Origin of the sequence: Paenibacillus chibensis, assembly GCF_004001045.1 — a bacterium.
GTDB classification, from domain to species: domain Bacteria; phylum Bacillota; class Bacilli; order Paenibacillales; family Paenibacillaceae; genus Paenibacillus_AQ; species Paenibacillus_AQ chibensis.
Genome location: NZ_BIMK01000010.1, coordinates 178,937 through 199,440, shown reverse-complemented (window position 1 = coordinate 199,440; position 20,504 = coordinate 178,937). Strand labels below are relative to the sequence as shown.

27 protein-coding genes are annotated in these 20,504 nt (G+C 49.2%); 18 read left to right on the top strand and 9 right to left on the bottom strand.

Annotated elements, in window-relative coordinates; all coding sequences use genetic code 11:
- Positions 1–206 precede the first annotated feature (206 nt).
- Genes PCH05_RS10755 through PCH05_RS10745 form a run of 3 tightly spaced genes read left to right on the top strand, consistent with a single transcriptional unit; the run spans position 207 to position 1,684 of the window.
- Complete coding sequence (locus PCH05_RS10755) at positions 207–698, top strand: SRPBCC family protein (protein ID WP_307719528.1); 492 nt, start codon at positions 207–209, stop codon at positions 696–698.
- Positions 676–1,263: a GNAT family N-acetyltransferase gene (locus PCH05_RS10750; RefSeq protein ID WP_127602372.1), complete on the top strand. Its 588-nt coding sequence runs from the start codon at positions 676–678 to the stop codon at positions 1,261–1,263. Before PCH05_RS10755 ends, PCH05_RS10750 begins: the two co-directional genes overlap by 23 nt.
- Positions 1,253–1,684 (top strand): GNAT family N-acetyltransferase, encoded by a 432-nt coding sequence (locus PCH05_RS10745; protein ID WP_127602371.1) that lies wholly within the window; start codon positions 1,253–1,255, stop codon positions 1,682–1,684. The genes PCH05_RS10750 and PCH05_RS10745 overlap by 11 nt, the downstream gene beginning before the upstream one ends.
- 119 nt (positions 1,685–1,803) lie before the next feature.
- On the opposite strand, the gene PCH05_RS10740 is transcribed toward PCH05_RS10745, so the two are convergent.
- The 7 genes from PCH05_RS10740 to PCH05_RS10710 all read right to left on the bottom strand — a co-directional run bounded on the left by PCH05_RS10740 (position 1,804) and on the right by PCH05_RS10710 (position 8,541).
- Positions 1,804–3,576, bottom strand: a complete 1,773-nt coding sequence (locus PCH05_RS10740; RefSeq protein ID WP_127602370.1) for a stalk domain-containing protein — start codon at positions 3,574–3,576, stop codon at positions 1,804–1,806.
- Positions 3,577–3,642: 66 nt separating this feature from the next.
- Positions 3,643–3,987, bottom strand: a complete 345-nt coding sequence (locus PCH05_RS10735) for a DMT family transporter (protein WP_127602412.1) — start codon at positions 3,985–3,987, stop codon at positions 3,643–3,645.
- Positions 3,987–4,400, bottom strand: coding sequence for a DUF2304 domain-containing protein (locus PCH05_RS10730; protein ID WP_127602369.1), 414 nt, complete (start codon positions 4,398–4,400; stop codon positions 3,987–3,989). Before PCH05_RS10730 ends, PCH05_RS10735 begins: the two co-directional genes overlap by 1 nt.
- Positions 4,390–5,142, bottom strand: a complete 753-nt coding sequence (locus PCH05_RS10725; RefSeq protein WP_127602368.1) for a glycosyltransferase family 2 protein — start codon at positions 5,140–5,142, stop codon at positions 4,390–4,392. The genes PCH05_RS10730 and PCH05_RS10725 overlap by 11 nt, the downstream gene beginning before the upstream one ends.
- Positions 5,120–6,397: an ArnT family glycosyltransferase gene (locus tag PCH05_RS10720; protein ID WP_246049461.1), complete on the bottom strand. Its 1,278-nt coding sequence runs from the start codon at positions 6,395–6,397 to the stop codon at positions 5,120–5,122. Before PCH05_RS10720 ends, PCH05_RS10725 begins: the two co-directional genes overlap by 23 nt.
- Before the next feature lie 200 nt (positions 6,398–6,597).
- The gene (locus tag PCH05_RS10715) at positions 6,598–7,827 is read right to left on the bottom strand and encodes a sensor histidine kinase (RefSeq protein ID WP_127602367.1); all 1,230 of its coding nucleotides are present in this window, start codon (positions 7,825–7,827) and stop codon (positions 6,598–6,600) included.
- A gap of 6 nt (positions 7,828–7,833) precedes the next feature.
- Complete coding sequence (locus tag PCH05_RS10710; RefSeq protein ID WP_127602366.1) at positions 7,834–8,541, bottom strand: response regulator transcription factor; 708 nt, start codon at positions 8,539–8,541, stop codon at positions 7,834–7,836.
- Positions 8,542–8,774: 233 nt separating this feature from the next.
- Here PCH05_RS10710 and PCH05_RS10705 point away from each other — a divergent pair, with 233 nt between their 5' ends.
- From PCH05_RS10705 to PCH05_RS10650, 13 genes are all read left to right on the top strand, one after another.
- Positions 8,775–9,821, top strand: coding sequence for a LacI family DNA-binding transcriptional regulator (locus tag PCH05_RS10705; protein ID WP_127602365.1), 1,047 nt, complete (start codon positions 8,775–8,777; stop codon positions 9,819–9,821).
- Between the two features lie 148 nt (positions 9,822–9,969).
- Positions 9,970–10,257, top strand: a complete 288-nt coding sequence (locus tag PCH05_RS10700) for a hypothetical protein (protein WP_127602364.1) — start codon at positions 9,970–9,972, stop codon at positions 10,255–10,257.
- A gap of 55 nt (positions 10,258–10,312) precedes the next feature.
- A complete protein-coding gene (locus tag PCH05_RS10695; protein ID WP_127602363.1) occupies positions 10,313–11,311 on the top strand; it encodes a serine hydrolase domain-containing protein in 999 nt (332 codons plus the stop codon).
- A gap of 61 nt (positions 11,312–11,372) precedes the next feature.
- Positions 11,373–11,630 (top strand): DUF2164 domain-containing protein, encoded by a 258-nt coding sequence (locus tag PCH05_RS10690; RefSeq protein WP_127602362.1) that lies wholly within the window; start codon positions 11,373–11,375, stop codon positions 11,628–11,630.
- A 43-nt stretch (positions 11,631–11,673) separates the two neighbouring features.
- Positions 11,674–12,111, top strand: a complete 438-nt coding sequence (locus PCH05_RS10685) for a VanZ family protein (RefSeq protein ID WP_127602361.1) — start codon at positions 11,674–11,676, stop codon at positions 12,109–12,111.
- A gap of 15 nt (positions 12,112–12,126) precedes the next feature.
- A complete protein-coding gene (locus PCH05_RS27240) occupies positions 12,127–12,294 on the top strand; it encodes a hypothetical protein (protein ID WP_164766617.1) in 168 nt (55 codons plus the stop codon).
- A 434-nt stretch (positions 12,295–12,728) separates the two neighbouring features.
- Positions 12,729–13,124, top strand: a complete 396-nt coding sequence (locus tag PCH05_RS10680; protein ID WP_127602360.1) for a VOC family protein — start codon at positions 12,729–12,731, stop codon at positions 13,122–13,124.
- Between the two features lie 36 nt (positions 13,125–13,160).
- On the top strand, positions 13,161–13,655 hold the full coding sequence (locus PCH05_RS10675) for a GNAT family N-acetyltransferase (RefSeq protein WP_127602359.1): 495 nt from the start codon (positions 13,161–13,163) through the stop codon (positions 13,653–13,655).
- 29 nt (positions 13,656–13,684) lie between these two features.
- Positions 13,685–14,206, top strand: coding sequence for a GNAT family N-acetyltransferase (locus tag PCH05_RS10670; RefSeq protein WP_127602358.1), 522 nt, complete (start codon positions 13,685–13,687; stop codon positions 14,204–14,206).
- Between the two features lie 283 nt (positions 14,207–14,489).
- Complete coding sequence (locus tag PCH05_RS10665) at positions 14,490–14,903, top strand: HAD family hydrolase (RefSeq protein WP_127602357.1); 414 nt, start codon at positions 14,490–14,492, stop codon at positions 14,901–14,903.
- A complete protein-coding gene (locus PCH05_RS10660; protein ID WP_127602356.1) occupies positions 14,900–15,778 on the top strand; it encodes an alpha/beta fold hydrolase in 879 nt (292 codons plus the stop codon). The genes PCH05_RS10665 and PCH05_RS10660 overlap by 4 nt, the downstream gene beginning before the upstream one ends.
- 160 nt (positions 15,779–15,938) lie before the next feature.
- Positions 15,939–16,454, top strand: a complete 516-nt coding sequence (locus PCH05_RS10655; RefSeq protein ID WP_127602355.1) for a DUF6886 family protein — start codon at positions 15,939–15,941, stop codon at positions 16,452–16,454.
- Positions 16,455–16,496: 42 nt separating this feature from the next.
- Positions 16,497–17,501, top strand: coding sequence for a C45 family autoproteolytic acyltransferase/hydrolase (locus PCH05_RS10650; RefSeq protein ID WP_127602354.1), 1,005 nt, complete (start codon positions 16,497–16,499; stop codon positions 17,499–17,501).
- Here the strand turns inward: PCH05_RS10650 and PCH05_RS10645 are convergent.
- Positions 17,483–17,710, bottom strand: a complete 228-nt coding sequence (locus PCH05_RS10645) for a hypothetical protein (protein ID WP_164766616.1) — start codon at positions 17,708–17,710, stop codon at positions 17,483–17,485. The genes PCH05_RS10650 and PCH05_RS10645 overlap by 19 nt on opposite strands.
- A 159-nt stretch (positions 17,711–17,869) precedes the next feature.
- On the opposite strand from PCH05_RS10645, the gene PCH05_RS10640 reads away from it, so the two are divergent.
- A complete protein-coding gene (locus PCH05_RS10640; RefSeq protein WP_246049459.1) occupies positions 17,870–18,262 on the top strand; it encodes a hypothetical protein in 393 nt (130 codons plus the stop codon).
- On the opposite strand, the gene PCH05_RS10635 is transcribed toward PCH05_RS10640, so the two are convergent.
- Positions 18,259–19,722, bottom strand: coding sequence for an ATP-binding protein (locus tag PCH05_RS10635; RefSeq protein ID WP_127602352.1), 1,464 nt, complete (start codon positions 19,720–19,722; stop codon positions 18,259–18,261). The two genes, PCH05_RS10640 and PCH05_RS10635, sit on opposite strands and share 4 nt — an antisense overlap.
- 211 nt (positions 19,723–19,933) lie before the next feature.
- On the opposite strand from PCH05_RS10635, the gene PCH05_RS10630 reads away from it, so the two are divergent.
- Positions 19,934–20,392 (top strand): RidA family protein, encoded by a 459-nt coding sequence (locus PCH05_RS10630; RefSeq protein WP_127602351.1) that lies wholly within the window; start codon positions 19,934–19,936, stop codon positions 20,390–20,392.
- Positions 20,393–20,504 lie beyond the last annotated feature (112 nt).

The following is a 20,504-nucleotide window of genomic DNA, read 5'->3' as shown; positions in this document are numbered from 1 at the left end:
AATGGATCATATGCAAAACACGCTGGAGGAAATCCGTGATCTGCTAAGGACCAAGTAGGAGTATATCCCAAGTGAATAAACGCTTGTTGATGTTTGGCAATCAAGCTAAAATATAAAAGTAAACTCACCCTAGCCGTTAGCAAAGGTGGGTTTTATTTCATATGGACCGTATGTCTATTGGAAAGTGAACGGAGGGATTCGGCTTGGTGATCGTGACGACTGAAATTCTCATCGATATCCCGGTCGAGGCTTGTTTTGATTTGGCCAGGGATATGACCGTACATACCCAAACGGTTTGGAAACATACCAAAGAAAAAGCCGTCAGGGGAACGGTAGCAGGCCGGATCGGCGAAGGCGAAGTGGTGACGTTTGAAGCGACCCATTTTTTCATCCGGCAGAAGCTGACCTCCAAAGTGGTCGATTATAAACGGCCGTCCTATTTTGTGGATGTCATGGTTAAAGGGGCTTTTAAGAGTATGCGGCATGAACATGCTTTTGAAGACGTCCATGGCAAAACGCTGATGCGAGATCGGCTGATTTTTGAAGCACCGCTTGGATTCCTGGGCTGGATCGCCGAAAGGATCGTGTTAAAGACCTACATGACGCGCTTTTTGGAGCATCGCAACCGGCAGCTGAAGATGATTGCTGAAAATAAAGGCAAAGGGGCGGAACGTGATGTTCAAATACGACGTCAATGATCGGACCTATCTATCCTTAATGAACAGTAGAGATGCGGCCGAATTGTACGCTTTGATCGATCAAAACCGGGAATATATCGGCAAATGGCTAAAGTTTCCAAGTATGACCCCGCGCGTGGAGGATTCTCAAGCATTCATAACAAGAACACGATGGGGATACGCGAAGAACGAAGGATATTGGCTGGGGATCTGGTCTGATGGTAATTTAGCGGGTTCCATTGGTTTTCTGTATTTCGACCAAGACAACCGAAAGACCGAAATCGGATATTGGCTGGGAAAAGCATACGAGGGTCAAGGATTGATCACAGCGTCGGTTACGGCGTTGATTCATTATGCTTTTGATGAGCTGAACATGAATAAAATTGAAATCGGAGCTGCAACCATGAATACAAGAAGCCGTGCGATCCCTGAAAAATTAGGTTTTAAACAGGAAGGAATCATTCGGGACTACGAGTTTCTGAACGGCGGATTTATTGACCGGGTTATATATGGATTGAAAGCGGAAGAGTGGAAGGAATCAACGTTAAAATTCAAAAGAAAGCAGGAAACACAGGATGAACATTAAACCAATCACCAGAGAAGATCTGTCGGCGCTAAGCCGTCTGTATGAGGAATTGATGGGAATTCCCACCGATGAAACCCGTATGAACGATGTATTCGAGGCGGCGGAAGCGCTCGGTAACTACCATGTGCTAGGCGCGTTCCATGAAGGAGAGCTGGCAGGCTCCGTTATGGGAATTATTTGCCTGGATCTCGTCGGCAGATGTAAGCCATTCATGGTCATCGAGAATGTGATCGTCTCGGATCGTATCCGCAGGCAAGGCATCGGCAAAAAATTGATGGCCGAAATCGAAAAGATCGCAATCGACCGTGGCTGTGCCTATATCATCTTGGTATCCGGCGAGAAGCGCAAAGAGGCCCATGTATTTTATGAAAAGCTTGGCTACAGGGAGGAACAGGTCGAAGGCTACCGCAAGCATTTATAAGCTGGGCGGTTTAAAGCGATTTGGTGCCTAATCAGCAGGCTGAAGTAGCGAATAAGGAATGGCCCGGCTTATTGCCGGGCCTGTTTGTGTTTGGGGAGGTCTGGATTCTGGGATTTCCTTTATTTTGGTTCATCGGATAAGGGCAGGAATAATAACGAAAACGGAAGGTTGCTTCCGGCTGCAGGGGATAGCCAGATCTCCACCTTTTCCTCTTGGCTTTGGGTTCGGTACAGTACGGTGGCGGTATTTTGCGTATCGCTGCTATGCTTGATGTCCACAACCTGCTGGTTCACCCTTGCAGACCCGAAGTATCTGCCGCCGCGGGGATTAAAGGCAATCACCGTATCCGGGGCGACATGGTTCAATATGATTTTGTAAACCACCCCGTAATTCCCCGAATTGATCGCTACGCGATTTTGCAGCCCGTCCATGCCTTCTTGAAAAGGATCGGTCGTGTTATCTGTGAGAGGCAGGCGTTCCGCCTTCTTCCCGACGATTCCGTCGTATTGAAATACCCGGGTCGAATCGGCAAAGGTTCCGCGAACAATAGATTCACGGGGATCCAGATCGGGCAGGGAGGGCATCGCCAGGAGTGGATCCTGATCCGCTTGAACCATCAGCATCGTATATTGAATCGGCGCATCGCTGGTCAGATCGGCATTCATGGACAAGACATCACCGGGCGAGGCGGCAGTAGCGTTCAATTTATCAAACAGGATCATGCTTTCACCGGCGGCCAGCTGCAAATTGCGCTGATCATTGCCAGTAATGGATGATTCCCAGTACCTTGCACCTGCCAGTCTTCCGGACAATTCCGGATAAGGCGTCGGCCCGGCCATTCCCTCGCTTTCGATCTGGATGGAGGCAGCGGCGTCATTGTTGTTATGAGCGATCAGGTAGAACCTGGCTTTCGTGGTCAGGTTATTTTTATGATGGATCATAAACCGGGTTGGACCGGAAATTGTATCCTGATACAGGATGCCTTCCGAATTGACCGTTTCCGGTCCGCTTGCCCGGAATAAAACATAAGGCTCTGTCGTGTATCGATAGGGCAGTGCCTGATAAGACAAGACGGCCTTGCCGTTGAGGTCAAACGTATTTCCGACAGGCGTGAACCGCTTCGCATACTCGTCCTTCGTGTACAGAATATCAGACGTAATTTCGATTCGTTTGCTGTATTCAGAGGATAAGCCATGCTGATCGGTCACCTGCAGCTTGATCTCAACGACGCCGGGCTCGAAAAAGGCAGGTTCATGGTTCTCCCACTTGCGGTCCACGATAGCATCTTCATCGTCGGTGCTCTGATCGGTGACGATAACCGGCTCTCCAATCCGGTATTGATCCTTGTCTGTCGTAAAATAGGCTTTCGGCGCCTCATTGTTATGTACGGGAGGAGGTGAAACCGACCCCGAAGACGATGGGTTCAGAATGATTTGATTTCCCTCTAGCTTATATGGAATATGAAAGGCAGCGGTTAGCGAGGTTAACGGAATCATCAGTACGCCGCGATCCGAGTAGGCGGCGCCCTTCATGACTTGCGAAACGCCATTGACTTGATACGTCTTCGATTGGATCCGATAAGCCGCTTCAATTCCGCTGCCGCTTACCCGTGTTTCTTTCGTCGGGGCATGGTAGCTGATGCTGTATCCCAGACGTTCGGATACGGAGCGTAGGCTGACATATGTGACGCCCCCTTTGACAAGGGTATTGCGGCTGAGTGTATAAGAAATGCCGTTATAGAGCCACTCGCTGCTGTTTAAATAGATAACGGTCTTCCCGGTTGTAACATTAAGTTCTTGCTTGTCCGGGGCAGACTCGGCATTTGCCCGTAATTCCGCTTGAATCGGAGCCATCAGAATGAATGTGAGTAGAACAGCTGTTTTTAACTTCATGAAATTGTAAAACTCCTTATCTTTTTTTTCTCTGAAAATTTGCTAAAACTTCAGGGCGATCCTTACTTACTTCACGGCAATAATAACTGCACCAACAACAATCACGCCTGCTCCGATCCAGCGGTTCAGCGGAACGGATTCTCCAAAGATGTACCATGCCGCCCATATGCCGAGGGCGTAAGCCGCGCTCTGAATGGGATAGGCCAGGCTTAAGGGCAACCGGGATAAAACGACGAACCATAACCCTGTCGCGATAGCATATAGTGCAATGCCTAATAGAATCAGCGGGGAAAAAACGACGGATAACAGGCTGCTGAAATGTAAGCCTCCTTGCGCCTGCAAGCCCATTTTCCAGACGATTTGACCACAGACGAGCAGCATTATATTAAGAAACAGCATGAAGTAAGCCATCACGAGCCGAACACCTCCAAGGATGCGTCATTTTTTGCCGGTGTTTGACGTTGACTGGTTGCAACCTGCGCTTCTAGCTTTTGGATGCGCTGTTCCTGTAGCCCCAAGGTCTGGGTGAGCACAACCACGCGGGATGTGAGCGAGGAAACGGCCATCGTTAAATGCAGCAGAATAAACAGCATGGCTACCACGCTCAGCAGATAGAGAAGCGAAGGCGCGTAGAAAATATGAATCTGAGCCGCAACTTCGTTCAACAGCGAAGGAAAGAGCGACAAAATCATCATGATCGCGCTTAACACGAGCCAGAGCAGTGCATACTGCTCCCTTAACTTGCGCTTGCGGATTAAGTATAGGATCGTTCCGGCAAAGCCAAGGCTGATGCAAAAGCTGAGCAAGTAAATATTAAGATTCATAACGGTTTTCCCACGCTCTCTTTTTCTGGGTCTTCATGAGCAGGACGGAGAGAATGACTTTGCTCATATAATAAACGGACTTCATAGCCGAGATGCTGGATACGCCGCCCAGGCGCTCGTTCATGACGACCGGGACTTCGGCAAATGCAAGCTCATGGTTATACAGGAGCATCAGCGCTTCGACTTCGGGATAGTCGGTCGGGTATTCACGGGCAAACAAGGAAATGGCTCTTCTGCCGCATAAGCGGTAACCCGAGGTGGGATCCGTAATCTTCTGTCCCGTCAGACGGCTGAGAAGGTTGGATAACAGATCGATGCCGATTTTGCGCGCGAAGGTCGATTGGAAGCCTGCCTTCGTAATAAAGCGCGAACCGACAACCATATCGAGCGGAGCATCCCTTATCGCAGTCAGCAGGCGGCTTAAATCCTGCGGATTATGCTGGCCGTCTCCGTCGATTTGTACGGCATAATCGTAATGATGCTCGGCCGCGTAGCGGTAACCTGTCTGCACGGCCCCTCCGATACCCAGATTACAGGTCAGATCAATCACTTTGGCTCCGGCTTGTTTGGCGACACGGCTGGTCGCATCGGTGGACCCGTCATTAATCACGAGCACATCGGCGTACGGGGTGGCGTGACGCAACTGTTCTACGACATGGGCTATGCCGTCGGCTTCGTTGTAGGCTGGAACAATGACAAGGATGTTGAAGGATGGGGGGTTACTCCCCGGAATATTCAGCATTTTTTGTCGCTCCTTTCATGGAACTGTTTGAATTTTTCTGTGTTATTTTCAGCCATATCCAGCGGAGCATGGCCATGCCGGCGACGGTGTCCATCATGATGATGAGCGGCATCGCGGTATAGTTGTAGCGGTATTCCGGTACGAAGGCGAGCCTCGTTAACGTCATGACAATCAGAATCAATGTAAGCAGCGTTACGGGCTGCCGCCATTTGCGGATGAGCGCCAACAAGGCGGCAGGGCAGAAATAAACGAGTACCAGATGCAGCATGCTGCCCAGCGGACTGGGCAAAACGGGATACAGCGGATGATGGCCGCTGCCAAAATACATGTTGGCATAAATGTATTTTAATTTGCCGACGGTGTACCATTTGGTGAACTGCCAGGTGTGCTCGGTAAAGCCGATCTTAAGCCGTTCCTTCGCCACTTCCATCTGGGTTTTGCCATGGCGGTCAACCAAGCCGTCGTCATAATTTTTGTCCGGATATGTTCCGGCCTGGAACGGATTGACCTGCGTCGAAGCGATGACCACCTGATGCAGCGAGACGACATTCCGGATCACCCATGGTGAAAGCACCATTCCCGTCCCGATGCAGGTGAATAGCAGCAGCCGCAGCGTTAGCTTCCGCTCTTTTTTCCAGAAAAAATGAAAAGCGTAGACCGGCACGATCAGGATGAGAAACTCGGACCGGGTGAGCACCAGCAGTCCCATGAAAGCTCCTGCAACCAGGGCGCTTGAGCTTGTCTTTTTCTCAAACGCATGCAGCTGGACGTAGATGTACAGCAGGAGGAAAAAGGTGGCAAGCGTCTCCGTCAGCACCGCACCGTTGCTCCAAATGAAAGGCGGATATACGCTGCATATGAACAGGACGATGAGGGAAACCGCCTGTCCGGTAACCTTCCTGGATACCTTATAGATCAGCCATAAGGTCACGAGACTGATCAGCAGCTGAATGTAACGGATATACGGAAACGGATCATGCTTATGATAATCGACGATCGAATATACAGCCGCCATAAACAGGGGATAGCCCGGCGTGACTTGGGCGTTCGGAGAGGTATCCTTATAGGCATAGATCCCTTTTTCCAGCAGCTGACGCACCATTTTGTCATAGTTTAAGGTGTCGTGGGACACGTGGTGGCTGACCGAGATAAGAAAATCCAATCTCACGTACAGGGCTATTCCGAAGATTAGCAGCATAAGCGTGATCAGCAGTGGTTTTTTATAGGCGATGATCTTGGAGGTCATGACATCCATTTGAGAACCTTGCTCCTTTCTGGACAAGCAAATCAATGAGTGATGTAGTGTTTTGATGCTACTAAGATTACCGGAGACTTCTTAACGCAAGTCTATTCAAACCCTTAACAAACCCTTAAAAATATCGGAACATGCTTTCAGATATAGGAAAAGAGGATATAAACGCAAAAAAGCCTCCATATGAATGGAGGTTTGGATTCTTATTTCGATGAAACAGAAGGGAATCGGGTCTCAAAAACCGTTTGGTTGGAATCGCTGTTCACGGAAATCCTTCCCTCATGCACCTCAATAATGCTCTTGGTGATGGCAAGTCCAAGTCCTGTGCCGCCGGTCTCTTTGGAACGGGACTGCTCAACGCGGTAAAACCGGTCAAAAATAAAAGGAAGGTCCCTTTTGGGGATCGGGTCGCCGTAATTGCAGATCTGAACGGAAATTTGCCTATCTTCGGTTTCTTGAATATATATATCGATATATTTGCCCTTGCTGCCGTATTTGATGGCATTGGACAACAGATTCTCATACGCACGGACAAGCTGGTCACCATCGGCCCGGATCTGCAGCGGCTGCTCGGGGGCGTGGATTTGGATCGTCATGCCTGCACGCTCCAGGCTGGGTACGAACTCATCGGCGAGCTGGCCTAAGAAATCGCTCATATCCAGAGGACGGAGATGAAGCGGCATCCCGTTGTTGATTCTTGTGTACTCAAACAAATCGTCGATCAGCTTTTTGAGGCTCAGCGCTTTATCGTAGGCAATGTTCATGTAATATCGAAGCTCGACCTCATCCTTATAACGGTCTTTGTCGATGATTTCCAAAAAACCGAGGATGGAGGTCAGCGGGGTTCGCAGATCATGGGAGACGCCTGTAATCAGATCGTTTTTTGTCTTTTCGGCATTTCTTTCTTCCTGGATGGAATGATTGAGCTGCGCGCTCATGAGATTAATGCTGTCCGCAATCTTGCCCAACTCATGATTTTCCCGGACGCTGATATCATAATCGAAATGGCCTTTAGCGATTTCGCTCAGGCCATGATTGATTTCCTGCAGGTAGGAATCGATTTGACCGGATAAGCTGTTGATCCGGGTAGCAATGGTACCCAGTTCATCCGCGTATTGAACCTTGGCCGACGCATTCAGCTGCCCATCCGCCATATCCTGCAGCACCGCGGAAATGTCCTTGGCGTAACGGGTAATAGGCCGGGTGGCTATAATATAAAGAAACAGAAAAAAAGCAATGGCGGTCACAAGGCTTAAGGGCGTTGAACCGATGTGATTGATCATCCAGATAAAAGGCAGATTATAAGGAGGATGGACGATTACATAAGTAACGAACAGCCGGCCGAGCAGCACGAACAGAAGCGTGAGTCCAGTACACAGGGTTAAGATAATGAGGAATTTCCAACGGAGCGGGATATAGAGCTTGTTGTTCATGATCCGTCAGACCTCCTTCGCCGATTTCATTTTATAACCGATTCCCCATACCGTTTTGATGAATTGGGGATTTTGGGTATCCTTCTCTATTTTTTCACGAAGCTTGCGGATATGAACCATAACCGTATTTTTGGATTCCATGAACGGCTCATTCCACACCTCCTGATATATTTTATCCATACTCAGCACGATTCCCTGATTAACGGCAAGCAGCTTCAAAATTTCGAATTCCCGCGGGGTCAGCTTGATCTCCTGCTCACTTACCGTTACCGTGTGGGTTGCCGTATTAATCACCAGGTCATCGATGGCAATCACGTCTTCAGCTGCAAGATCCCGGTAATTTAACTGCTTATACCTGCGCAGCTGCGATTTGACCCGGGCGACTAATTCGAGCGGATTAAAAGGCTTGGCCACATAGTCGTCTGCTCCGATGCTGAGTCCCGAGATTTTGTCGATATCCTGGCTCTTGGCAGATAACATGATGATCGGCGTATTGTTCTTCTCCCGAATTTTCATGCAGGCCTGAATTCCGTCCATTCGGGGCATCATGACATCAAGTATGATCAAATCAATCGTCGTGCTTTGCAGCCGATCGAGTGCTTCAAGTCCGTTGCTGGCTCTGTAAAGAACGTAGCCTTCGTTTTTCAAATAGATTTCCATGAGCTCTATAATCTCTTTCTCGTCATCAACGAGCAGAATCGCTTCTCTGGGCATACCAGGAACACCTCTTTATCTGATCTTTATCTGATTATGGTACAGGAAACTTGCATATACATAGCTTATCCAACCATCGTAATCACCAAGTCTTAATATTATTATCATAAATTTCTTAACATTGGCTTAATTTTTGCTCCTTAACAGAAACTTTTCCTTCCATTGATGCTGCGAAAACATTCATTCCATAAGATAGAGATAGACATGAACGGGAACGTTTTTGGCAATCTGAGATGGGAGTGGAGAGCATCGTGACCAATATTAAAGATGTGGCAAAATACTTAGGCATATCCGTTTCGACCGTTTCCCGGGCGCTGAATCATTACCCGGATGTCAGTCCGATTACGAAAAACCAAGTCATGGATGCCGTCGAGCATTTGAATTACCGGCCTAATGCCGTTGCTAAAGGTTTGATTCAGAAAAAAACGTTTACGGTCGGACTCATGATTCCGGATATTTCCGATCCCATTTGCTCGCTGCTGGCAGCCTCTGTGGAAAAATCCTTTTCAGATCAAGGCTATCAGGTGGTATACGGCAGTACGCACAGGGATCCGGCAAAAGAAAAACAATTTATTCTGAATGCGGTCTCCCGCCAGTTCGACGGCCTGATTCTGACCCCGGACGTGCTCGACGAAGAGCTGATTTCGCTGTTATCCGATTTACGGATGCCCGTTGTTTTTCTTCGGCGGAGGATGCCGGAAGGGTTGAATGCTCCCTTCGTCGATGTCGATCATTATCACGCGGCCTCGGCAGCCGTAAGACACTTGATTACACGGGGGCACCAGCGCATCGGATTTATCGCCATGCCAGCAAGCTCCTTTACCGGGTCGGAGCGGAAGCGGGGATACTTGGATACGATGTCCGCTTACGGACTTATGCCTGAGATGATGGGGATGGTTGAGGGAGGAAGAACCATAGAGCAGGGGCGGACTGCGATGGCAGAGCTGTACCAAAGATGTCCGGGCCTGACGGCAGTGTTCGCTGCGAATGATCTGCTCGCTGTCGGTGCACTGGAGTGGCTTCATCAGCAACAGATGAACGTTCCCGGCCAGATTTCCGTCATCGGGTTTGATAACCTGGAGCATGCCGCTTTGCACTGGACTCAATTAACCACCATGGAGCAGCCGACCGAGGAAATGGGGAGAAAATGCGCGCTTGCCATGCTCCGGATGATGAGGGATCCTAAGCAGCTTCCGGTTTCCGAGCTGATAGAAGCCAAGCTCATTGAACGCGGTTCGGTATTAAACCTGAATGCGATCCCGATGTATACCATGAACTGAAATGATATCATACCTTTGCAGGGAGCATCCTCTGATGATCAGGGATGTTTTTTTGTCTGAGTAGATTTGTGTAGGGATACCGCTAGAGCGTATACAAAAAGCATAATATATGGAATAATTCGGATAGAATTGAAAGGAGGGGGATGCTGTGGAGTCACGGAATACCTTGTTTAACTTATTCTCTTTAACCGAATTGGGATTTCAAATCATCTGCTTGTTGATTATACTTGTTATTGTAATCGGTATCATTGTCCTATTCGTCAATCGCGAGCGGTTAACCGGCAAAAAGTTCATGTTTTTTGGCGCGGAGCTGATCATACTCGGATTCATTTTTAATGACATACCGGATTTCAAATTTCTCATGCCGAGCCTAAGCTTCATTACGATCTTGCTCGGGATGCTTGTCAGCGTAGTCGGGCTAGCGAAAAAGGATTAACGGTCAGGCTGACATCCCTGTTTCATGCATTCAATTATAGAAAGCGGTGACTGTTATGAAAGGAATCGAACAAATTCATCATTTAATCGAGGGCTGGGTTGCAGCGAAGAAAATACCGGCTGCCGTTATTGATATCCAAGCGGGCAACAAGCTGAAATGGCAGTCGGCTTTCGGGAACGCTTCGCTGGATACGATCTTTGATGCCGCTTCGCTAACCAAAGTTGTCGTCACGCTGCCGGCCATCATGCAGCTGGTTCAGTCCGGCACGCTGTCGCTGCAGGATCCGGTTCAGCAATATATTCCGGAGTTTCGTCACTCCGAAGTCACGATCGAGCATTGCTTAAGGCATATATCGGGTCTGCCTTCGGTACTGCCGGACTTCAGGGAGCGCTATAAGAGCCTTGATATTCAGGAAATATTCGCGCTGGAGCTGGAATTCAGCCCGGGTGAACGTGTTTCGTACAGCGATATCGGAATGGTCCTTGTCGGCTGGATCATTACGCGGCTGACGAAAAAACCTCTGGACATCGTTGCGAAGGAAGCCATTTTTGCTCCGCTTGGCATGACCGACAGCTTCTTTAATCCACCCGCCAGCCTGCGTGAACGGATTGCTCCCACCGAGTGGGACGGCGAAAAGTACCTGCATGGCGAGGTTCATGATGAAACCTGCTATCGTCTAGGGGGAGTGGCAGGCAGTGCGGGTCTATTCTCAACCGCGGATGATCTTTCCAGATACGCGCGAGCCTGGCTATTTCCGGAGCAGCACGCTTTGTTGACGCGTGCGTCGGTTGATGCCTGCACCAAGTCGGTTATCAAGGGGCGCGGCATCGGGTGGCAGGTTCATGAAGGTCCGGATTCGATGATGTCCTGCGGTCCTCATTGGCCGTCCGGCAGCTTCGGGCATACGGGATATACCGGTACAAGTCTGTGGATAGATCCAGCACACCAATTGAGCGTCGTCTTTTTGACCAATGGCGTACATTTGGGCAGAGATCACGAGGTCAAGGAGCTGCGGCCGATTTTGCATGAAGCTATTTTGGATATGGTCAGGTAATGCCCGTTTTTCATTTCACAAAAATGGAGTCCGCAAAGGACCGAATTGGAGGTTACGGAATATGATACCGATCAAACTGCCAAAGGAACAGAAACTTGAAATCGCGAGCCGAGTTCAAGGTTATTTTGAAGACGAGCGTTCGGAAAGCATCGGGCAGCTGGGCGCGGAACAGCTCATCGACTTTATGATCAGCGAACTCGGGCCGTATATCTATAACAAAGCGATCGAGGATGCAAGAGCATTCATCACAGAAAAAATGGCTCAGATCGACGACGATTTATATGCGCTGGAGAAACCGCTGCGGAATTGGAACAAATAAAGCCGCTTACGGTTCATCATTATGACATGAGCAGGAGGTACCTTTGCAGCCTAAACAACGTCAAGCATTAAAAGTTCTCGCCTGGCTGTTATTCGTTGGGTATAGCGTTTGTTTAGTATACTGGATGTTTCGGGGATTCGGCCGCGCGGCCCATATCGGGCTTCAATTTAATCTGGTGCCGCTGAATACGATTTTTGGTTATATCTTTAATCTGAACACGGATAACCTGGGAACGACGATCATTAATTTGGCTGGGAACATCGGGGTTTTTATGCCATTTGGAGTACTGCTTCCATTCCTGTTCCCGGGCTTAAGAAGATACAGTCTGTTTTTGACATGGTTCACGGCTTCCGTAATCGTGCTGGAGTTCCTGCAGACCATACTCCGGGTAGGCATCGGTGACATCGATGACGTGATTCTAAACGGCATTGGCGCTTCGCTTGGTTTTATGGTTTACCGGCTATGCTCACAAAAGATCTGACGATGGGAGGGCTATATGAAACAGAACGATTCCGGATTTTATTATGATCCCTTGATTTTCAAGCGTTATATGGATAGAAGGCAGGGGAGCGAGAATCCCAATGATACGATCGAGAAACCGATCATCAAGCAGCTGCTGGGCGATGTGAGCGGGAAGAGGATTCTCGATTTAGGCTGCGATTGAATAAGGCAAGAGACGCAGGGTTTTATTACATAAAAAGGAAAGATCATTCATAAGCTTCAGTGACCTGAAGGTGTCCGGTACGCCGTTCTCTTTACGTATGGAAGGCTCGGAAAGAGGCATGGACAGTGAAGAGATCTGTGAGCGATTCGGACAAGAGGTGGCCCGGGTTACATCTGGCAAGCGATGCCTTTCAAAGTGAAAACAAACGGCCGAAGCTGTCTCTCGATTCCTGACAAAATGAACGACTTCAGAACGATCCAGGTATGAGAGCGGCTTGACCGCTCTTTTTTTATACCCCGTTTGCTTTGTCGAAACAATCAGCCGGATGAATGATTCCCTGCATATGGAAATGAAGGTATAATTATCTAGAATATTGTAGCAGCTACTTAACCTTACCGATTACGATAATATTCTTTATGATGGAGAGTGATTTCATGGCGGAAGGCCGTATTTTGGGAATTGCATACAACGTGATCCCGGTGAAAGACGTAGAGCAGGCGGCGGCTTGGTATACGAAGCATTTCGGCTTTCAAGTCCGGAACAAGAGGGAAGGGTATTTGAGCTTGTTTCGCGAGAACCGCCCGATTCTGGATCTGATTCAAAGCGATCATGATTCCAGAGCGACCTTTGAAGTGAATAACCGGAAGCGATGGGTGATTACATTTTTCACCAATGATATTGAATCTTTGCACGCGGTTTTGAAGTCGGAGCAGGTGCAGGTCGGCAATATTGCCGATGAAGGCAAGTACGGTAAGTTCTTTGTCCTCGAAGACCCGGATGGCAATTTGTTCGATGTATGGGAGCATCATGATTGTGAACTTATATTTTAACATTGTTAAATTTGGTTAAGCTGGGAGGGATCTGTCATGATTCGATTATGCGATTCACGGGATGTTCAAGCGATATTTGATATCATTAACGACGCTTCACAGGCTTACCGGGGCGTGATTCCGGAAGACCGCTATCATGAGCCTTATATGTCTGAGGATGAACTGGGGCACGAAATCGAGGACGGGGTTGTTTTTTGGGGATATGAGGAAGATGGCCGTCTCGTCGGCGTCATGGGAATCCAGAATAAGGGCGACGTGGCGCTTATCAGGCATGCTTATGTAAGATCAAGCCACCGCCAAGGAGGCATTGGCACCAGACTGCTACATCATCTGATGTCGCTCGCAGACCGTCCGGTTCTGATCGGGACATGGGCCGCTGCCGTATGGGCGATTTCCTTCTACGAAAAAAACGGATTCCAGCGCGTATCTTCCGCCGAGAAGGAAATGCTGCTGCGCCAGTACTGGAGCGTACCGGATCGGCAGATTGAGACGTCCGTTGTTTTATGCGACAGCAGATGGGCTGAGAAATAAAAAATGATGTATGACGAAAAGGAGACAGCATGACAAACCTAAACATTCGAACTGAACAACCGGAAGACACTGAAAAGGTAGCCGAACTACTCTACCATGCTTTTGGCGATCGTGATGACGAATCGTTATTAGTGAGTAACATCCGGGTTTCCGCAGGCTTTATCCCCGAATTGTCCGTAGTAGCAGAGCTGCACGGGGAGATTATCGGCCATATTCTGTTGAGCAAAGCCGAGGTCGTAAACGAAGGGGGACGGGATGAAGTGATTGCGCTGGCACCATTGGCGGTCAGTCCCAAGCATCAAAAGCAGGGCGTCGGCAAACTTTTAATGCAGGAAGGATTGAAACGATGTCAGAATCTCGGGTATCCCTTGGTCTTATTAATAGGGCACCCGGAATACTATCCGAAATTTGGATTTAAGCCTGCTCGCCCTTTTGGTATGGAGTTGAAGCAATTCGCTGTGCCTGATGATGTTTTCATGGTGTGTGAGCTGCAGGAAGGCGCGCTTGGCCGCATCCAGGGCGAACTCGTCTATCCTGAGGTTTTTCTGTAACCATTCCTAGATGTGAGGGGCTTACTAAACGGTTGAAAGGCAGATCGAACAAAATGCATATTCCGGTGAACGTGTATGAACAACCCTATCAGGAGCATAAACATTCACGGAATCGACGAAACGGAGTGGGTATCGATGAGGCAGGGAGGCGGTTGCCGCCCGTTCCAACATCGATGCTAGGGCCATCAAGAATCGGTTTAATCATGAGCTGAGAGAAAACTTATGGACAGGGCGAGCGCGTGCAGAGGATTTTTGGTCGTGGCTGGACGATTCGTATGCCGGCATGGACAGAACGGAACTGCAATCCGCGTTACAGGAAGCTTTGAGACCGCTGCCGGCATGGCATCGCCTTAAGGATTGGCACCGATCGGCAGATATCCATCTGCTTAGCAATCACTGCAGCGAGTGGGTGGAACCGATCCTTGAGGAGGTTAAACCGTTCGTGAAGAGCGTGACGATTTCCAGCGAGACGGGATGCTGCAAGCCGGATCCTGCGATCTTCCGAAGGGTGGAAACCTTCATGCCCAAGAATACCCGGATTGTCTATGTGGATGACCAGGAGAAAAACCTGATCGTAGCCCGCAGCTTGGGGTGGGATACGCTGCTTGCCGATACAAATCATGACTGGATGAATACAATAGACCCAAGATTTGGGCAGGGCATAATGGATGAATTTCATCACAGGAGGACGACATGACCGTTCATACGATATACAGAACCCAGACAGGAAAAAAACGGATACAGCAGTATTATGAGGACTATCTTACTGCATTTCCGAAGGATCTGGAACGGCAGCATGTAGACATTAGATTCGGATCTACCCATGTCCTGGTATCGGGGCCGAGCGATGGTAAACCGGTTTTTGTTTTTCAAGGCGGGAACTGCATTAATCCCATGACGTTATCCTGGTTCACGGGATTATTTCAAGATTACCGAGTTTATGCGCCCGATACGATTGGGCATCCCGGATACAGCGCAGAGACGCGCATTTCTGCCAAGGATGACAGCTTTGCGCTCTGGATTCGCGATCTGATGGATCATTTCGGCATTGAGCAAAGCGCATTCATTGGTCCATCCTATGGAGCGGGCATCATTCTAAGGTTGGCCGCCTTTCAGCCTGAAAGGATTGCCTGCTCCATTTTGGTATCTCCGTCCGGCATGACGCTGGGTTCCATTCCGAAAATGATTCGGTGTATTTTGCTGCCCATGCTGCGGTATCGTCTGACTTCCTCAGAAAAGGCTTTAGCTCAAATCGCGGATGCGATGTCATGTGGCACAATGAAATCCAGGGACGCCGAGATTATTGGCGAGATCTTCAAAAGCGTCCGTCTGGAACAGGAAATGCCCAAGATCACCGGGAAAAAGGAGCTTGAGCGCTACGGCGCGCCTACATTGGTCATCGCCGGTTCGCATGATATCTTTTTTCCTGCGAATAAGGTGATCCAGGCGGCACACCGCATCATGACAACGCCGGAAACCGAGGTCTTTCCCATGGGCCATTTCCCTTCAGACATCGAGATCCTACAAATAAACGATCGCATCAAGACATTTTTGGAATCAAACTATACGTAATCGGGGGGAGGTTTACATGGGAAAGTACCTAACCCGGAAAATCATCGCTGCTTTGTTGTCAGACGTCGTGTTTTGTCTGTTTTTGGCAGGAGTATGGATGAATAGACCTTGCATGCTTTACTGTACGGCGCCGCAGCCGGATTGATTTTAGGGAGGTCTTATGAAACGATATCATTTCAGCGAGGAAGAACATATCGAAGCGTTCCATCCGCGCGTGAAGGCGAACCGGACGGACATGCCGCCAGTGGTGTGGGCAATCGACGAAGCGCATGCATTTACTTTTTTCGTTCCAAGGAATTGTCCGCGCATTGTTTATCGAAGGCAGGAAGGGATCAGCGCAGAAGATGAGATCCGCTTTTTCGGGCTATCTTCATCCCCCGTCGTCATGACGCTGGAAAACCGCTGGTACAAACGGATTGTGGAAACTACGTTATACAGGTATGAGCTTCCGCCGGAGACCTTTGAGCTGTTTGATGCGACGGCTGGGTATTATATTTCCAGGGAAATGGTAAAACCTGTCGAAAAAACGGTTATTCGCGACTCCTTGTCGCAATTGATGGAGATGGGGATCGAGGTCCGGTTTACGCCGGATTTATACCCGTTGCGGGAAGCAATTCTGAACTCATCGATCAAGGATTTTGGGATTCATCGTTTTGAACACGCGGTTCGCATGTAGCCTTTTCAGTTTCACGAATCCGATGATAAGGTGGTGTCTGTTGTGGAGCAAAATCTGCTGGAAGAACAGTCTGCGGATTATCAGGCCTACACGGTGTCGGGCAGTCATGAAGAGATCGGCAGGCAAACGGCATTACAAGGGAGATTCCCGATTAATGGCCCGATGGTTCTGACCCCCGAACAAAGGGAGTATGCTCACAAATGCAGGGACCTGGTAGAAGAAATATATCCGGAGATCATTGAGGAATGCCGGGGGTACGCCGCTGCGCTCGATTTAACCGAAGATCAATGGCTATGGCATTTGACGCTTGGCGTGCAGGGAGGCTGCAGTGCCATCGCACTGCTCACACCGGAAGGAATGCTTGTCGGCCGGAATTACGACTACTACTACTTTGAGAACCGCAGACATCTGATTCAAACCCGTCCGGAAAAGGGTTATTCCCATATCGGGATGCATGAGGGCTTGATCGGCGGGCGTTTTGACGGGCTGAACGAGCATGGCTTGTTTGTCAGCTTTAACGGTGCGGGGCAGCATCCCGATCCGGCGCAGCCGGGAATGAGCTTTCATCTGATCGTCCGCTATCTGCTCGAAACCTGCCGCAGTGCGGAGGAAGCGCTGAAGCGGCTGCTGAAGCTGCCGGTGAAGGAGCCGAAGAGCTATTTTCTGGCCGATCCCGGTACGGCATACGTGGCAGAAGTCCATATGGATCACAGGGCGGTACGGACGTTAGAGGATGGTTTGCTGGTCGTGACGAATCATTTTATCCATCCGGAAATGCGTTCATATCAGCCGGAATGGCCCAACTCAAGTCAGCGATACCGGAAGCTGTGCGAGCAGGGGGCCGAGATTCTAAGGACATCGGAACATCCCCTAAGCTCTATGCAGGCATTATTGTCCGACCATGATGCGCCGGTATGCGGCCATCGCGACGGAATGGCGACCTTTTGGTCCTGCACGGCAAATCTGAATCAGGGACAGATTTTTTACAGCTTGGGAGCACCGTGTCGAAATCCATATCAATCTCCGATTCAAAGAATGACGGTATAGACCCAGACCCTATAGATAAATGAATAGGACTTGGAAAAGGCGAAGTCAGCGGCAGCAGCAGCCCATGGCGTCACTTCATAGCTAAGCGTATGCGCTGACCCGACCAAAATTCGGCAATACGCTCCGCCTCTAAGCAGGATCATCCCGACCGCAAACGGGTGGTTGCCTCCCCCAGGGGGCTGGGAAGCAGCCCAAGAATGGAATAGCACGGTTAAGCTCAAACCCTTGACTATGCCAAGGGTTTTTTATATGGGGAAACTGGAATAAATAGCAGAATGAATATGGAGAAAAATGTGGGATGAGGTTATAATTGGAATATGTAAAAAATTACATCGTCTATGTCTGTTAAATCAGGAGGTATGGATGGGATGATGAAGAAATCTCCGGGCGGGTCCTACTTTCCCTATTATTACAAAGGCGGGGAAATCCACTGTCTGAAATATGGAAGCTATTATGACGACGAGGCCTCATTGTTCAATGTGATGCATGCGGAGGAAGCTTTTGTTTTGTCCCTGAACCGTGCGATGCCTATATGGGTCGATTGGTATAAGACGGTCATATCGGAAGCGGTGCTGCAAGAATTCGTGAACAGCATGGAGCGTGTGCAGCATCGCGTTTCCAAATTGGCTTTGGTCGGGCTCCGATATGGAGACAGAGTGCGTATGCAGAGAATCCAGAAACGGCTCGGCATGCAGTTACCCCAATTCCGTTTTTTTCGCGATCCCGAGGACGCCAAGACATGGCTTGTTCATGAGGGTTAATTCGAGGAAGCTTCAACGCTAACCAACTTCGGCAGCTTCACGGTAAAGGTCGTTCCCCGATCAGGAACACTGTCAATCTGGATGGAGCCTCCATGGTTATGGATAATATTCTGAGTAATCATGTAACCGAGACCGGTTCCCGTATCCTTGGTCGTGTAAAAGGGTTGGCCGAGCTGCTGGATTTGTTCCGCGGTCATGCCGCTGCCTTCGTCCTTGACACTGATCAGCACCTCATGCTCATTGGTCGTTATCATGACATGAATGCTCCCGCTCGAAGCCATGGCATCCATGCCGTTTTTGAGTAAATTAATAAATACCTGCTTCAGTTGATTGACTTCACCGACGATCTGGACAGGGGAATCGGGCTTGTCAAAAAGAATCTCGATATTTTTCAAGGTCGCCTGTACGTCCATTAAGGTGACGACCTGATCGATGACCAGCAGGATATCCACGGCTTGGCTCTTATGCTTGCTTTGGGGCTTGGACAATACGAGCAGTTCATTAACGATCAGCTCGATCCGTTTCAGCTCCGATTCCATAATATCAAAGTAAGCTTCACTGCTCCGGTCCGAAGACCTCAACAGCTTCATGAATCCGTTAATGGAAGTCAGCGGGTTCCGAATTTCATGCGCGATCCCGGCGGCAAGCTGTCCGGCCATGGTCAGCTTCTCCGACTGCATCATGAATTCCTCCTTTTCCCGCTGCTCCGTAATATCTTTAAACACCCCTACCGCAGCAGGCCCTCCGTCATAGTTGATGAGCAGGGTAAATCCCTCCACTAGCTTTTGCTGACCGTCCATGCAATTAATCAGATAAGTTATCGATTGAAGCGGCGTTTGATGCTCATAATAGGTTTTTCTGCGCTCTGAGAGCGAGTTATGGTAAGAAGAATCCACGATTTCATCGGTGGAGATGCCGATCGCTTCGCTTTGGTCTCTGGCGTGAACCAGCCGCAGGGCAGCCGGGTTGACGTACTGGATGACGCCATTTTTGGTGATGAGCACAGCTAGGGGCATTTTCTCCAGCAGCTGTTGATATGAATCTTGTATATCGCGCAGCATGGTTTCAGTGGAAAGAAGCTGCGTTTTCGTCTCTGTCAGTAGACTACGGTTCTCGAATTGAGCCCAATAGTACAGCGGCACCTGTTCATCATATATCAGGGTAAGGTGAATCGTAACCGTGAGCTGCCGGCCTGCGACCTGAAGGATTTGCATATCGAATGTTCCCTGAGGCAACTGTTGAGATTGGAGCGAGCCGCCGAATTCAATCACGGCAGACAGTACATCTTGATAGGCGTGATCCAGTTGAGAGATGTAATGGGGTTGCTGCTGGGAATAGCCCAAAAGTTCGCAAAGTACGGGGTTAACTTGTATAAAGCTTCCTTGGAGCGAGATTAGAGCCATGCCGATGGCTGCGTGCTGAAAAACAGGATCATAACGCTGGAGATGATCACGGAGCACTTAAAATCCCCTCTCTTTTACCATTTTTCGGGTCCGATTGTAACCATATTATAATCATGTTACATGGGCTGCATCAATGGAAGAATCAAAGAATTTTTAGCGTTATCGATGACAAACGGTCTTACGGACGCGTTCAGAAGCATTCCCAAGAGAGGATTTTATTGGTATATTGATCAAATAAAAGATCGTGAGTCAAGGGAGTGTGGAAAGTATGGCATATGATAGCGCCGAAGCCAGACTAGAATCTTTGGGAATTGTTCTTCCCGAATCAAGCTCACCTGCAGCCCGTTACGCGAACGTTGCCATTGTGAACGGACTGATGTTCGTCTCGGGAAAAGGGCCGTCAGGACATCCGAGCGGCAAGCTGGGAAGCGATTACTCCACGGAGGAAGGCTATCGCTTCGCCCGCAGTGCCGGGCTGGAAATTTTGGCCGTCGTGAAATCGGCACTCGGATCGCTCGATCAGGTGAAACGAGTGGTGAAAATCCAGGGGTTCGTCAATGCCCAGCCTTTTTTCGAGGAGCATCACAAGGTACTGAACGGCTGCTCGGATCTGATGATGGAGGTTTTCGGGGATAACGGGATTCATGCCCGGTCGGTGTTCGGGGCGGTGTCCGTCCGAGATAATCTTCCGATCATCATCGATTCGATCTTTGAGGTTGAAGAATAAGCGGAAAATACGATGCAGAAGATGCAAAATGAAAAACGATGATAACGATGATAACGATATAACGATGATAACGATGCAGAACATAACGGTTGAGAATGCGAGGAAAGGAAGC

What these genes read in the sequence shown, in the direction of transcription:
- PCH05_RS10740 (WP_127602370.1), bottom strand. Translation starts at nt 3,576, where the DNA reads ATGAAGTTAAAAACAGCTGTTCTACTCACATTCATTCTGATGGCTCCG.
- PCH05_RS10640 (WP_246049459.1), top strand. Translation starts at nt 17,870, where the DNA reads ATGATGAAGAAATCTCCGGGCGGGTCCTACTTTCCCTATTATTACAAA.
- PCH05_RS10745 (WP_127602371.1), top strand. Translation starts at nt 1,253, where the DNA reads ATGAACATTAAACCAATCACCAGAGAAGATCTGTCGGCGCTAAGCCGT.
- PCH05_RS10690 (WP_127602362.1), top strand. Translation starts at nt 11,373, where the DNA reads ATGATACCGATCAAACTGCCAAAGGAACAGAAACTTGAAATCGCGAGC.
- PCH05_RS10705 (WP_127602365.1), top strand. Translation starts at nt 8,775, where the DNA reads ATGGGAGTGGAGAGCATCGTGACCAATATTAAAGATGTGGCAAAATAC.
- PCH05_RS10660 (WP_127602356.1), top strand. Translation starts at nt 14,900, where the DNA reads ATGACCGTTCATACGATATACAGAACCCAGACAGGAAAAAAACGGATA.
- PCH05_RS10665 (WP_127602357.1), top strand. Translation starts at nt 14,490, where the DNA reads ATGGACAGAACGGAACTGCAATCCGCGTTACAGGAAGCTTTGAGACCG.
- PCH05_RS10715 (WP_127602367.1), bottom strand. Translation starts at nt 7,827, where the DNA reads ATGAACAACAAGCTCTATATCCCGCTCCGTTGGAAATTCCTCATTATC.
- PCH05_RS10680 (WP_127602360.1), top strand. Translation starts at nt 12,729, where the DNA reads ATGGCGGAAGGCCGTATTTTGGGAATTGCATACAACGTGATCCCGGTG.
- PCH05_RS10630 (WP_127602351.1), top strand. Translation starts at nt 19,934, where the DNA reads ATGGCATATGATAGCGCCGAAGCCAGACTAGAATCTTTGGGAATTGTT.
- PCH05_RS10655 (WP_127602355.1), top strand. Translation starts at nt 15,939, where the DNA reads ATGAAACGATATCATTTCAGCGAGGAAGAACATATCGAAGCGTTCCAT.
- PCH05_RS10725 (WP_127602368.1), bottom strand. Translation starts at nt 5,142, where the DNA reads ATGCTGAATATTCCGGGGAGTAACCCCCCATCCTTCAACATCCTTGTC.
- PCH05_RS27240 (WP_164766617.1), top strand. Translation starts at nt 12,127, where the DNA reads ATGAAACAGAACGATTCCGGATTTTATTATGATCCCTTGATTTTCAAG.
- PCH05_RS10710 (WP_127602366.1), bottom strand. Translation starts at nt 8,541, where the DNA reads ATGCCCAGAGAAGCGATTCTGCTCGTTGATGACGAGAAAGAGATTATA.
- PCH05_RS10730 (WP_127602369.1), bottom strand. Translation starts at nt 4,400, where the DNA reads ATGAATCTTAATATTTACTTGCTCAGCTTTTGCATCAGCCTTGGCTTT.
- PCH05_RS10750 (WP_127602372.1), top strand. Translation starts at nt 676, where the DNA reads ATGTTCAAATACGACGTCAATGATCGGACCTATCTATCCTTAATGAAC.
- PCH05_RS10695 (WP_127602363.1), top strand. Translation starts at nt 10,313, where the DNA reads ATGAAAGGAATCGAACAAATTCATCATTTAATCGAGGGCTGGGTTGCA.
- PCH05_RS10720 (WP_246049461.1), bottom strand. Translation starts at nt 6,397, where the DNA reads ATGGATGTCATGACCTCCAAGATCATCGCCTATAAAAAACCACTGCTG.
- PCH05_RS10735 (WP_127602412.1), bottom strand. Translation starts at nt 3,987, where the DNA reads ATGGCTTACTTCATGCTGTTTCTTAATATAATGCTGCTCGTCTGTGGT.
- PCH05_RS10675 (WP_127602359.1), top strand. Translation starts at nt 13,161, where the DNA reads ATGATTCGATTATGCGATTCACGGGATGTTCAAGCGATATTTGATATC.
- PCH05_RS10670 (WP_127602358.1), top strand. Translation starts at nt 13,685, where the DNA reads ATGACAAACCTAAACATTCGAACTGAACAACCGGAAGACACTGAAAAG.